This is a genomic window from Bacillus sp. JJ675, assembly GCF_036963165.1.
GTDB classification, from domain to species: domain Bacteria; phylum Bacillota; class Bacilli; order Bacillales; family Bacillaceae; genus Bacillus; species Bacillus glycinifermentans.
In genome coordinates this window covers 57615-70773 of record NZ_JBALMR010000057.1, presented here as the reverse complement: position 1 = coordinate 70773, position 13159 = coordinate 57615, and the positions used below count along the sequence as shown (strand labels likewise).

Annotated in this window: 12 protein-coding genes; all 12 read right to left on the bottom strand. The window is 47.6% G+C overall.

The genetic code is table 11. The annotated features are described in order from the left end of the window. A partial coding sequence (dnaI, locus tag V7126_RS15525; RefSeq protein ID WP_335497703.1) for a primosomal protein DnaI occupies positions 1–838 on the bottom strand: 838 nt, incomplete at its 3' end. Positions 839–859: 21 nt separating this feature from the next. Next, positions 860–2266: a replication initiation and membrane attachment family protein gene (locus V7126_RS15520; protein WP_175076790.1), complete on the bottom strand. Its 1407-nt coding sequence runs from the start codon at positions 2264–2266 to the stop codon at positions 860–862. 118 nt (positions 2267–2384) lie between these two features. Next, entirely contained in the window at positions 2385–2843 is a 459-nt protein-coding gene (gene nrdR / locus V7126_RS15515; protein ID WP_046129646.1) for a transcriptional regulator NrdR, read from the bottom strand. 25 nt (positions 2844–2868) lie between these two features. Further along, positions 2869–3252: a hypothetical protein gene (locus V7126_RS15510; protein WP_046129647.1), complete on the bottom strand. Its 384-nt coding sequence runs from the start codon at positions 3250–3252 to the stop codon at positions 2869–2871. 168 nt (positions 3253–3420) lie between these two features. Then, positions 3421–3807: an adenosylmethionine decarboxylase gene (gene speD, locus V7126_RS15505; RefSeq protein WP_046129648.1), complete on the bottom strand. Its 387-nt coding sequence runs from the start codon at positions 3805–3807 to the stop codon at positions 3421–3423. A gap of 226 nt (positions 3808–4033) precedes the next feature. Continuing rightward, complete coding sequence (locus V7126_RS15500) at positions 4034–5056, bottom strand: glyceraldehyde-3-phosphate dehydrogenase (RefSeq protein WP_175076791.1); 1023 nt, start codon at positions 5054–5056, stop codon at positions 4034–4036. A gap of 175 nt (positions 5057–5231) precedes the next feature. Then, entirely contained in the window at positions 5232–5837 is a 606-nt protein-coding gene (gene coaE, locus V7126_RS15495; protein ID WP_175076792.1) for a dephospho-CoA kinase, read from the bottom strand. A gap of 17 nt (positions 5838–5854) precedes the next feature. Next, positions 5855–6538, bottom strand: coding sequence for a sporulation membrane protein YtaF (gene ytaF / locus V7126_RS15490; protein ID WP_202049374.1), 684 nt, complete (start codon positions 6536–6538; stop codon positions 5855–5857). A 103-nt stretch (positions 6539–6641) separates the two neighbouring features. Then, positions 6642–7469, bottom strand: coding sequence for a DNA-formamidopyrimidine glycosylase (gene mutM / locus V7126_RS15485; RefSeq protein WP_175076793.1), 828 nt, complete (start codon positions 7467–7469; stop codon positions 6642–6644). An 18-nt stretch (positions 7470–7487) separates the two neighbouring features. Beyond that, positions 7488–10127: a DNA polymerase I gene (gene polA, locus V7126_RS15480; protein WP_175076794.1), complete on the bottom strand. Its 2640-nt coding sequence runs from the start codon at positions 10125–10127 to the stop codon at positions 7488–7490. A 253-nt stretch (positions 10128–10380) separates the two neighbouring features. Then, positions 10381–12117 carry a two-component system histidine kinase PnpS gene (gene pnpS / locus V7126_RS15475; RefSeq protein ID WP_175076795.1) on the bottom strand — a complete coding sequence of 579 codons (1737 nt, stop codon included), beginning with the start codon at positions 12115–12117 and terminating at the stop codon, positions 10381–10383. Beyond that, a complete protein-coding gene (locus tag V7126_RS15470; RefSeq protein WP_046129655.1) occupies positions 12110–12832 on the bottom strand; it encodes a response regulator transcription factor in 723 nt (240 codons plus the stop codon). Before V7126_RS15470 ends, pnpS begins: the two co-directional genes overlap by 8 nt. Positions 12833–13159: the final 327 nt, after the last annotated feature.

Sequence of the window (13159 nt, the reverse complement as noted above, 5' to 3'; positions counted from 1 at the left end):
CTCTTTGGGAATACGTAAAATGATGCTTCAGCTCATCCGGGTCAAAGTTTGAAGAGAAAAACGTCGGCAGCTGCTGGGCCATTCTGTGCTGAAGAATCGTGCCGATCACTTCATCCCTGACCCAGCTTGACATGGACTCTGCTCCGATATCATCCAGCAAGAGGACAGGCGTTGATTTCACCATATCCAGCTTTTCCTCCAATGATTGGTCGTGAATCGCGTTTTTCAGCTCCCTGACAAACTCGGGAACATAAACGAGAATCGACGGATGGTCCTTTGAAGCAAGCTCATTGGCGATGGCCGCCAGCATAAAGGTTTTTCCGACGCCGAATCTCCCATGGATATAAATTCCTTTTCCCTTTCCCGTCTCATTATAGTCGTGGAAGAATTCAGTCGCAAGCTGAAGAACTTTCAGCCTGCTCGGATCGTCTCCGTCAATATCCGCAAATGTAGCTTCCAATAGATCCTTTTGAATGTAGATGCTTTTGATCAATGAACGCTGTCTTTCCCTTTCATCGGCTTTTCGCTTTTCAGGGCATGTGTCATACTGAACGTCAATCGTTTTTCCGTTCAGCACAAGCTTTGGATAAAACCCCTGAATCAGGTTTTTGCATTCTTTCAGGCTTGGACAGCCGCTGCATGCTTTGCTTTGCTGCGTAAATTCATACAGCTTGTTCAAGCTTCTCTCAATCATTCCTTCGTCCACTTCCGTCCGGTGCGTTTTCAGAAATTCCTGAACATCATGGTCGGAAAGGACTTTTTTCTTCATATCCTCAAGGCGCTTTTGGAAATCAGGCCTTGTCGTCACGCCTTGTAAAGCTCGTTTAATCGGCTCCATACCTCTTGTTCACCTCACTTTTTAAAGGGCGGAATGGTTTCTCAGTTTCTTTACTTCTTCGAGCAGCTTTTGCTTTTGCAATTCAAAATCTTCCTTGCTTGCCGCAGTCTGCTCATCCTTAGGCAGTGCTTCGGCCGCCTCGTTTTGCAGCCAATCCGGCAGCTTCTCTTCCCTGATGACTTTTTTATTCCCCTGCTTTTTCTTTCCTTGCGCCCATTCGAGATATTGACGGTTTTCTTCTTTTGCGAGCTTCATCGCTTCCCTTACCGTCTTCACTTTTTTTCTTGCCCAGTGGGAAGCGATTTTTTGAATGTAGTTTTTCGAAAGCTTCATATCGGTCCGGAGCATGACATAATAAATCAGGACATTGATGACGCCCGGCTCAAGCTTTTGGTCAAGCATGATTTCTTCGATGATTTTTAAATCGGCTTTGGAAGGCTCCGCCCCCCCGGCTATATCCTGAAGCAGTTTTCTCGGGGACACCTGTTCCAAAAGGGCGATCAACGTTTCTTCCTTTGACGCCGGCTGTTCATTCGTATGCTCGCGCAGCCTGAGCGGCTGAACCTTGTCGACAAGCTCGGGCAGCAGGCCGTTTCTTTCGATCTGATACCAGTCGCTCGCCGCTTTCCTCAGCGCTTCTGTCGTGATCATATCATGTTCGTCAACGGCTGACATGACGACGTTCTGCATATCGAGCGGCTCGATTCCGTAGAGAAAAGCAAGTTTTTTAATCGTTTCTTTTACTTGGCCGGTCAGCGCCTTTCTTGGAATCAGCGTTTCGGACAGCCCTGCCAGAAACAGCTGAAAATCAAACGCGTCGTCTGTCACCGTGACCGGTTTGCTTTGCCCCTCTTTTGTATATTCCCGGTCATCCGCAAGCTTCATAGCGTCCGCCATATCATCCGAAAGCTTCCATTCGCTCGGCTGCACGGCTGCAAAGACTTCGTTGAACGAGCGCGTGACATCACGCGCCTCTTCAGGCACTGACGGATGAGAAAAATAATCTTTCAGCTGCTGGAACCGCGCTTTTCCGACACGGTTGTACAAAAACACATTCAGCATTCCGTCCTGAAAGAACTCGTCCGGTCTGAGCGGCGCGATCAATTCGTATATAAATAAGCGTTCCTGCTCCGTTTCTTTTACATATGTCTTCAGCAGTCCGATTCCCTCAAGTTTTTCTTTTTCGGCGTGAATCGTTTTCAGGCTGGCCTGCATCGTCCCCATCAGCTGCCTGTGGGTCGAGCTGTTCCCCCATATCCTGTTTTGCTCAAGCTCTCCCCAGAGCGTAAAAAACAGGCTGAGCGAGAAAGACCCGATCAAAGGCTGATACAAAAGGGTGACAATTTGCCGGTCCAAATCCTGAAGCAGCCCGTGGCTCTTGACGACGTAAGGATCAACGGGAAGCAAATCTTTCCAGTAATTACTCATATCGATTGTCAACCTTCCAATTTGTTTCTTGTCCTCATTTTACACCTTTTTTCGGGCAGGATGTCATCCGCCCGCGATTTTTGTCATGAGAAAAGAGCTGGATCAAGTTTTCAGCTCTTTACCGTTCTTTCTTTATTAAATCTTTCAGTTCCTCGATAAATACGTTGATATCCTTAAACTGGCGGTATACCGACGCAAATCTGACGTATGCGACCTCATCGATTTTCGCCAGGCGGTCCATCACCATTTCGCCGATATTCTCGCTTTTCACTTCTGAAACGCCTTGGTTTCTAAGCTCTTTTTCGATTTCAAAGCAAATATCTTCAAGCTGCTTTAAAGCGACAGGCCGCTTTTCGCACGCTTTGATCAAGCCGCGGAGCATCTTCTCCCGGCTGAATTCTTCACGGATTCCTTCTTTTTTAACGACGATCAGCGGAATTTCTTCCACCTTTTCAAATGTTGTAAACCTGTAACTGCAAGATTCGCATTCGCGTCTTCTGCGAATCGATCTGCTTTCATCAACGGGACGGGAGTCCAAAACCCTCGTCCCATTATGCTGACACGCTGGACATTTCATTTTTTCAGCTCCCTATTCAGTTGTTTCATTTTACAGCAGGAGCCAGCTTTCGGTCCAATTCCCGATAAACCGACGAAACCATGCTGCGGCTGTATCCAAAATCAGTCGGCATAACCGTTTCCGTCGATACATTAAAATCTACCGCTGTCTCAAAAGGGCGGATCGATACGACAGTCGCCACCAAAAAAGCCTTTTTCGGCTTTGTAATCTCTGCGCTTATTTCCCCTCTTTCTTCCGACACCGAAGTGACGGTGCAGCCGCCCATTCCGTCCAGCACTTCTGCTACGGCTTCCAGGGCCTGTTTTGCAGTCGCTTTATAGTAACGGCTCCTCAGCTCGTCCAAATGATGATGGTCGGATGTTTCGGCATGGGTCGAAAAAAATCCCTGAACCTTTTGGAAAACGCTCATACGCCATATCCCCTTTGCCTTTCTTCTCTATATTTTATTAAAAAAACTCTCTATTTCCAAGAGAAAACAAAATGGCAAAAGAATACGGGCGACATTTTGCAGGAAATGAAAAAGGAGCGGATCTAAAAAGCGGTTTTCGCTTTTTCATCCGGCTCCTCTTAAAAGGCATTAAAGCGCCTGTGCTTTGGCTTTTGCCTGCTTGATCTGTACAGGCCCCATGCCTCTTGGTATTTCGATATTCTCTCTTGTTTCCGCTCTTAATTCTTCTGCGATGTAATCCGCAGCAATGTTCGGATCTAAATCTCCGCAAGTATAAACATCAATGCTGGCATATCCGTGTTCAGGAAAGCTGTGGATGGTCAGATGAGATTCAGAAATAATGACAACCCCGCTTACACCTTGAGGCGCAAACTTATGAAACGCAACCTCCCGCACCTCAGCACCTGATTTCAGTGCAGCATTTACGAACGTTTTTTCAATAAAATCCATGTCATTCAGCTTATCAAAATCGCATCCCCACAGTTCGGAGATGACGTGACGCCCCATTGTTTCCATAGCATGGACCCCCCTTAACAAGAATTAAAAAGTGAATTTCCAAGCAACTAAACCGGTCATTTACCACGGGGGAAAGTTAGTCCGGAGAGGTCCTAACCCTTTAAGTAATGCCGAAGCGCTCACGACTAGAAGTTCACGAAAAATAGTATACTTTGTTTGAATATTTTTTGCAAGGCGGTTTTGATGGTTAAGGGGTTTTTTATTTTTATCCGTCCATGCTTTTATTTTATACAGCTGATGGATGTTTCATTCTCGACGCAACGTATCTGATGAGATCGACGACCCTGCACGAATATCCCCATTCATTGTCATACCATGCAAGCACTTTCATTTTCCTGTTTTCGAGCACCATCGTTGACAGGCTGTCAATGACCGCAGAAAACGGATTTGTATTAAAGTCCGAAGACACGAGCGGCTCATCGCATACATCGATAATTCCGGCCATGGAACCCGCTGCCGCCATACGGAACGCCTCATTGATGTCCTCGGCGGTTACATCGCTTTTTAAATCCGCTACAAGATCAACGAGAGAAACGTTTGGAACAGGCACCCGCAAAGCAAGGCCGTGCATTCGTCCTTTTAAATGAGGCATGACGAGCGACAGCGCTTTTGCTGCTCCGGTGGTCGTCGGAATGATCGAAGAACCGCAGGCGCGCGCTCTCCGCAGGTCTTTGTGCGGATTATCGATATTTTTTTGATCGTTTGTAAAGGCGTGTACGGTCGTGACAAGGCCGTTTTCAATTCCGAACGCATCATCAAGCACTTTTGCAACGGGCGCCAGGCAATTCGTCGTACAGGACGCGTTCGAGATGATCGCATGGCGCTCAGCATCAAAGTCCCCTTCATTAACGCCCATGACGATCGTAATGTCCTCATTTTTTCCGGGCGCCGTTAAAATCACCTTTTTCGCTCCCGCTTCAATATGAGCTTCAGCTTTTTCTTTCGAGTTAAACTTCCCGGTTGCTTCAACGACGATATCGATTTCATGCTCTGCCCACGGAAGCAGCTTCGGATCCCTCTGGCTCGTCAGCAGCACCTTTTTGCCGTTTACCAAAAGATGATCGCCGCAAGCTTTCACATCGGGCTCATACCGTCCGTGATTTGTGTCATACTTTATCAAATGAGCGAGCGTTTCCGCAGGGTAGCTCGCATTGATCACCGCAATATCGATCTGATCATCAAGCATCGCTTTTCTAAACACCATTCTGCCGATGCGGCCGAATCCGTTTATCGCAATTTTTACCTTCATCAAACAAACACCCCTTATTTTTATGTCATTCCATATCATGTTTTATTCAAAATAAGTATAACACATTATAAGATTTTAGCTATACCATTTATTCTTTTTCAGGTAAAATGCGCACGATAAACTATGGATTAGCTGTTTTACGGGCTAAAAAAAGAGAGCACGGGAATTCCCGCGCTCACTTTTTCAGATGCGACCATGCTTCAATCAGCTCCTGAAGCTGGTTTTCGGTATCGTTCAGGCCGCCGCTGTTATCGATGACGGCGTCTGCTTTTTTTCTTTTTTCATCAAGCGGAAGCTGGGCATGAATCCGATTCAGCGCCTCTTCTTCGCTTAGTGAATTTCGTTTCATCAGCCGCTCGAGCTGAAGCTCTTTTGGCACCCAGACGACGAGCACCTTGTCTGTCAGGTGCTCAAGCCCGCTTTCGTATAAAAGCGGAATATCGAGAACGACAAAACGCTCTCCGGCCTGAATGGCCTCATCCCGCTCTTTGATCATCGTTTTTCTTACTTCGGGATGGACGATCGCATTTAATTGCATCCTTTTGTCTTCGTTTTGAAATACAAGTTCTCCGAGTTTTTTCCGGTCGATCCCGCCGTTGTCAAGGAGCACGCCCTCCCCGAATGTTTCAGCGATTTTTCGATATGCCGGCATTCCCTTTTCGACGGCTTCTTTCGCAATGACGTCCGCGTCGACAACCGTGATGCCGCGCTTCTGAAACATGTGCGCGACAGTGCTTTTTCCGCTGGCGATACCGCCGGTTAATCCGATGACCAAAGTCATTAGGCCCACACCCCTCTTTACAGTTTCCAAATTCCGATCAAAATCAGCATGATGCCGGGAAGAAACGTCAGTTTATTCATCCAGTTCCACCTTGATAAAAAGCGCCCGGCCTGAATGCCCATAAATACGAACAAAGAGCTCATGACGGAGACCGTCACGCTCATCGGAGCGGGCGGAAATCCCAGCGCAGCTGCCCCGATTCCCGCACCGAAGGCATCGATTGAGAGGGCAAAACCGAGCAGGAAGGCCTCGATGCCTGTGATGATGCCCGATTTATCGATGTCCGCGCTCGTCGGCGTCCTTAATATATGGATGACGATTCCGAGCGATTTCAATTCAAGATTCACGAGCGTTTTCTCTGAGAGAGAATGTTCCTGGTCTTTCTCCGGCCTGAAAAACTGATACAGCACCCAAGCGCCGATCCCCATTAAAATAATGGCCCCGAGCCTTTCCGTCAAAACGACGGGAAACAGCTTCATCAAAAGGGTGCCGATCATCATGGAGACCAGCATGACGGCTCCCGAGCAGCAGGCGATAATCAAAATCGCTTTGAAAGGAATCTTCAGCTTTCTTAACCCGTAAGTAAATCCGACTGAAAAACTGTCCAGGCTGACAGCAATAGCCAGCAGCAAGAAAGATGCAAACATCATATCCGGTTCTTCCTTTCTGTTGATGCGGCGGTGTAGTTTTAGCCTTAACAGCTTTATAGGCTTCTTATATATATGAGTGATAAGAACCGTCCGTGTATTGTTTCACTTAGAAAGTTTTTAACCGGCTGTGAATGCCTGGACAGATTTGCCCTATTTATTTTTTTTGGCACTTCATGCAAAAATGCGTGCCTCTTCCTCCGACGACCGTTTTTTCGATCGCGGATCCGCACTTTTTACAAGGTTCGTCTTTTCGGCCGTAGACGTAGAGCTTAAGCTGAAACATGCCGATTTCTCCTTGCGAATTGATGTAAGACCTGACCGTGCTTCCGCCTGCTTCAACAGCTTCTTTCAGCGTTTTGACGATTTCTTCATGCAAAAGGGCGGTCTGTTTTTTTGTCAGCTTGTTCGCGGTAGTTTCCGGATGGATGCCGGCCCTGAAGAGCGCTTCATCTACGTAAATGTTTCCCAGTCCGACGACTGTCCGCTGATCGAGCAGCGCCGTTTTCACAGATCGGCTCGTTTTCTTGAGACGCTCTCTTAAATACTGGGCGGTAAACTCGCCGCTGAACGGCTCCGGACCGAGCTGCCGGAGAGGCAGCTCAGTTTGTTCTTCACCCGGCGCAAACAAGTGCATCGTACCGAATTTCCTGACATCCCGGTAGCGGAGCTCCGTTCCGTCCGTAAATCTGAAAATGACATGCACGTGCTTATCAATAGGCTCATCGCCTTTGTGAAGCCCGTATTTTCCTTCCATTCTCAAATGTGAGACCATGACAAAATGATCGAGATGAAACAACAAAAACTTCCCTCTTCTGTCAATCGACTGAATCGTTTCGCCTATAAGAAGCCTTGCAAACTCCTCAGGTTCTGCCGGGCGTTTAATGATATTCGTCCATCTGATTTCCACGGAATCGATCGTTTTTCCTGCGACAAGTCCGGCAAGAGTGCGCCGGACGGTTTCGACTTCTGGCAACTCCGGCACATCATCACTTCCTTTTCATTATTTCGCGTCATACCATGAAGGCCCTGAGGCATAATCGACTTTTAGCGGCACATCAAGCTGCAATGCGTTTTCCATCACTTCGGGCACCAGCTTTTCAAGCTCTTTGATTTCCTCTTCGGGCGCTTCAAATATTAATTCATCGTGCACCTGCAATAGCAGTTTTGCCTTGAGATTTTTCTCTTTCAGCTTTTGCGCCATGGCGATCATCGCTTTTTTGATGATATCAGCGGCGCTTCCCTGGATAGGGGTGTTCATTGCTGTCCGTTCGGCAAAGCTGCGCAAATTGAAGTTACGGCTCGTTAATTCCGGAATGTATCGTCTCCGGCTCAGCAGAGTCGTAACATAGCCCTTCTGCTTTGCTTCCTGAACGGTTTCGTCCATGTATTCTTTGACTCCCTTGAAGCTGTTGAAATAGCGTTCAATAAACGCAGCGGCTTCCTTCCTTGTGATCCCGAGATTTTGGGAAAGCCCGTAATCGCTGATGCCGTATACGATTCCGAAGTTGACGGCTTTCGCCTGCCTTCTCATGGCAGGCGTGACTTCATCTTCAGGTACGTGAAACACATCCATCGCCGTTTTCGTGTGAACGTCCATGTCATTTGTAAAGGCTTCGATCAAGTTTTTGTCTTTTGAAATGTGGGCAAGCACCCTCAGCTCGATTTGCGAGTAATCCGCCGCAAACATGAGCCAGCCCTTTTGCGACGGAACAAATGCCTGCCTGATTTTCCGGCCTTCTTCAAGGCGGATCGGGATATTTTGCAGGTTCGGATCCGTCGAGCTGAGCCGTCCGGTCTGGGTCAAAGCCTGGTTAAAGCGGGTGTGCACCTTATGCGTATCCTTCCTGATGACTTTTAACAGCCCTTCGACATATGTTGACTGCAGCTTGCCGATTTGCCTGTAATGAAGAATGTCCTCGATGATGACATGCTTATCGCGGAGCTTTTCCAAAACATCCGCTGATGTGGAATAGCCCGTTTTTGTTTTTTTTACGACCGGCAGTCCGAGCTTTTCAAATAAAATCACGCCGAGCTGCTTTGGCGAGTTGATGTTGAACGTTTCACCGGCTGACTCATGGATTTTCTTTTCGTATTCCTTCAGTTTTCCCGACAGCTCTTCACCCATTTTTTTCAGCCTGTCGACATCGACCTGGACGCCGGTGGATTCCATTTCGCCAAGGATCTGGGCAAGCGGCATTTCGAGCTCTTCAAACAGCTCAAGCTGCTCGTTTTTTTCCAATTCGTCAAGCAGCGTTTCGCGGAGCATCGTAATCGCCTCCGCTTTTCTGCCTAGATGGTCGGCAAGTTCATCCTCGCCGGGTACAGCCTGTTTGGCGCCTTTTCCATAGACCGCTTCATCGGTGGAGACGACGTTCAGCTGATGTTCCTTTGCCACGCTTGCGACATCGTCATACGTATGTCCCGGATTGATGATATAGGCTGCAAGAAGGACGTCAAATTCGGCCCCTTTCAGCTCGATTCCGTGCCAGCGCAGGGCGACGGCGGCGCGTTTTGCGTCAAACACCCATTTCTTTTTCGACTCATCCTCAGCCCATTCCTTAAAGCGGTCAGAACCTATGGCCGTTTCAGTCGGAATGAAGAATGTGCCGTTTCCATTGGCGATGGAAAAACCGAGGATCGGCGCTTCATGATAATTGTCCCCGAGCTGTTCGACGACAAACGAAGCAGGTGATGCAAACAATTCCTCCGTGATGGACGTCTGAATCGTCACATTGATGTCTTCAAACCGCTCTTCCTCTTTTTCGGCCGGTTCTTCGCCAAGCCGCTCAAGCAAAGAGTTAAAGCCGAGGTCCTTAAAGAGCTTGATGACCGCTTCTCTGTCATAGCCTTCATACCCGAGCGAGTCGAGACCGACTTCGATCGGCGCGTCTGTCATGATCGTCGCAAGCTCCTTGCTCATCAGCGCCTGTTCTTTAAATTCGCTCAGCTTTTCTTTCAGCTTTTTGCCGCTCACTTCGTCTATTGACGATAATAGCTCTTCAACCGTATGGAACTGCTTTAACAGCTTGATCGCCGTTTTTTCGCCGATGCCCGGCACTCCGGGAATGTTGTCTGAGGCATCGCCCATCAAGCCTTTCATGTCGATGATCTGGCCGGGGGAAAGGCCGTATTTTTCCTGAATGTGGTCAGGCGTATAATATTCGACATCGGTAATCCCTTTTTTCGTGATGGCCACCGTTGTTCCTTTTGTCGCAAGCTGCGTCAAATCTTTGTCACCGGAAAAAATCTTGACTTCAAAACCGTCTTCTTCTGCTGATTTGGCAAGCGTTCCGATGATATCGTCAGCCTCGTAGTTTTCAAGCTCGTACCTGGAAATGCGGTAGGCGTCCAAAAGCTCCTGAATAAACGGGAATTGCTCGGAAAGCTCCGGCGGCGTTTTTTGCCTGCCGCCTTTATATTCTTTAAACGTTTTATGCCTGAACGTCGTCTTTCCCGCATCAAATGCGACAAGCATGTGTGTCGGTTTTTCTTCTTCGAGCATTTTCAGCAAAATCATCGAAAAACCGTACACCGCGTTCGTATGTATCCCTTTTTCATTGCTGAGAAGGGGCAGAGCGAAGAACGCACGGTATGCCAGGCTGTTTCCGTCAACCAATACTAATTTTTTTCTCTCAGTCATTTTTATCCTCCTAAGAAGCCGGTATGGAAGCTTCCATTCACTTCATGCTCATATTTTGCTTATTTTATTTTAGCAAAGTTCATTTTGAAAGGAAAATCGGGAGTCCTTTTAAAACAAACAAAAAAAGGGACGCGTGATGATCTCGCGTCCGTCCATTTGGCTCCTTGGATGAAGGGGTTCACTTATGATCCTATCAATCAAGTTTTAAAAGTGTATATAAAAGTTGTAAAGCCTTTGTAAAGATTGCTCATTCTCAATGTGGCGCGCGTTTCAAGCGGACTGTAAACACGGTCCCTTTCCCCTGCTCGCTTTCAACATCGATTTCTCCGTGATGCGCTTCAACCAAATGTTTGACGATTGCAAGGCCGAGCCCCGTGCCTCCCGAATTTCTGCTTCTGTCTTTATCGATCCGGTAAAACCGTTCAAAAATTCTCGGGATTTCCGCTTTTTTGATGCCGATGCCCGTATCCTTCACCTTCACTTGGACCGCATCTTCAAGCACCTCGGCAGAAATGGTCACACTGCCGGCCTCCGGCGTGTATGTGAGGGCATTGTTGACCAGATTTAAAAAAATCTGCTTCAGCCTGTGCGGATCTCCCGATGCGATGGCCGATTCTTCCGGCTTTTCGAGCTTCAGCGCGATTCCTCTTTCCTCCGCCTTATTTTTTAACAGCATTTCAATCTCTGCAAGGATTTCACCGATGTCGCAATCCTGGATATTCAAGGTGAAGTTTTGCTGTTCGATTTTGGAAAGGTCCAATAGGTCCTGAATGAGGGTTTCCAGACGCCCGCTTTCTTTTAAAATAATCGAGAGAAATTGCTGCAGGGTTTCCCGTTCGTTCATGGCTCCGTCAAGCAGCGTCTCAGTGAACCCCTTTATCGATGTAATCGGCGTTTTCAGCTCATGGGAGACGTTGGCGACGAAATCCTTCCTCATTTCTTCAAGCTGCTTTCTCTCCGTCATATCGTGAAACACGAGGACGATTCCCTTCCATTCATCATTCATGCCGATGATCGGAACCCCGTCGACTTCAAAATATCTTCTTTCAATCCGGATCGGCAAATGAAACATTTTGCGGACCTTTGTTTCGGTCATGAAAATTTCTTCTATAAGATTGATAATTTCCTCATGCTCCAGCACCTCGTGGTAAAAATGGTAAAGAAGCTGGTCGGCTTGAACGTGAAACTGTTTTTGGTAGGCTCTGTTCACAAGATGAATATAGCCTTTCCCATCGATTAAAATCAGTCCGGAGTCGATATTTTCGATCACGGTTTGCAGCCGGTCGCGCTGCATTTCCTGAGCCCTTGTCATATCCTGCAAATTCTGGGCCAGCATATTGATCGACTGGCTCAGCATCGTTTCATCTTCGTTAAATGTTCTTGCATTATAGTTTCCTTTTGCAAGCTCAATCGCAACTTGAGTCGCGGATTCGATCGGATTGGTATATTGCGAGGTGATTCTTGCCCCGAGGCCCGCTATGATCAGAAACGCCGTTCCGAGGCTGACGCCGAGAAGAATCCAGATCTTTTGGTTGATGCCGGCGTCGGGATCGACAGGCGAATCGATCAGGACATAACCGTAGATCTCTCCTCCTTTTTCCAGCGGCTGTGCAAAGCTGAAGCGCGAGTCATCATCCGGGTTGATCCGGACGCCTTCACCTCTATTTTTTGATTGAACCGCTTTTTTTATGGCGGATTGATCAGGACGGCCGCCAAAATGAAAAAGAACCTGACCTTTTGTATCTATCAGCGATACAGCACTGTCGAGTTCACGGCTTGCTTTTTGCAATCGTTCGCCTTGCTCCGGAGACTGAAGGTGATCGGTGTCCGAAAGGCCGGCGATGAATTCTGCTTCTTTTTTGATGCGGCTTTCCAGCTTTTCATCGTAAGACGTATGAAACAAGTGCACGAGCAGAAAGCCGAGTGAAGCAAACACGAGAATCAAGAGCGACAGCAGGGCAGCCAGAAGCCGGGTCCGGAATTTAATCATTCAGTTTCGGCTCCTCCATTTTGTAGCCAAGACCTCTGATCGTTTTAATGTATTCAGGTTTTTTTGTGTTTTTTTCAATCTTATCGCGCAGGTGGCTGATATGGACGTCGACGATCCTCGTATCCCCTGCAAAATCATAATTCCAGACAGCATTCAAAAGCAGGTCTCTCGTCAGCACTCTTCCTTTATGCTTTCCAAGATATAAAAGGAGCTCAAATTCCTTCGGCGTGAGCTCGAGCCGCTCATTTTGGAAATACACCTCATAATGTTCAGGCAGTATTTTCAGCTCGCCGATGATCAGTTCGCCGGCATCCGCTTCCTCTGCTTCCTCCTGATGAACAGGCACCGTCTGCGTTCTCCGCAAGATCGCCTTGACCCTTGCCGTAACCTCCCTTGGGCTGAACGGCTTTGTCATGTAGTCGTCCGCACCGAGTTCAAGGCCAAGCACCTTATCGAATTCATCGTCTTTTGCGGTAAGCATCAATATCGGATACATCAGCTTCTGCTGCCTGAGCTCCTTGCAGACCTCGATTCCGTCCATTTTAGGGAGCATCAGATCGAGCACGATCAGATCCGGCTTCTCCTCTATCGCCTTTAATAAGCCGGCTTCTCCGTCCATGGCCGTGACGACCTGGTAGCCGGACCGTTCAAGATTATATTTTAGAAGGGTAACAATTGATTCTTCATCGTCTACAACTAATATCTTTTTGCTCATGACACGCCTCCAGGCTTCATATTTCCCCGACATCTCTATCTCTCTTTTTTGATTCATAAACGTTTTCACTCTTATTGTAACGAAAGCCTGTCTGTTCGACAATTTGATTTTTTCTGTGTATTACATAAACTTTATAATTTCGGTAAAACAGCCGGCGCCGGTCCCGTAAGTACGAAAAATTGCGAGAACGTAAAAGACGAAAATGTACGGGAAGCTCATTATCATTAGGTATATGCCGGGAGCCTGTATTTATGTCTTTCCGTTTTCATTTTTGCCCGTTTGGAAGGCAAAAAAACAGGAAGGCCCGTGTAAGAAGCCTTCCTGCGG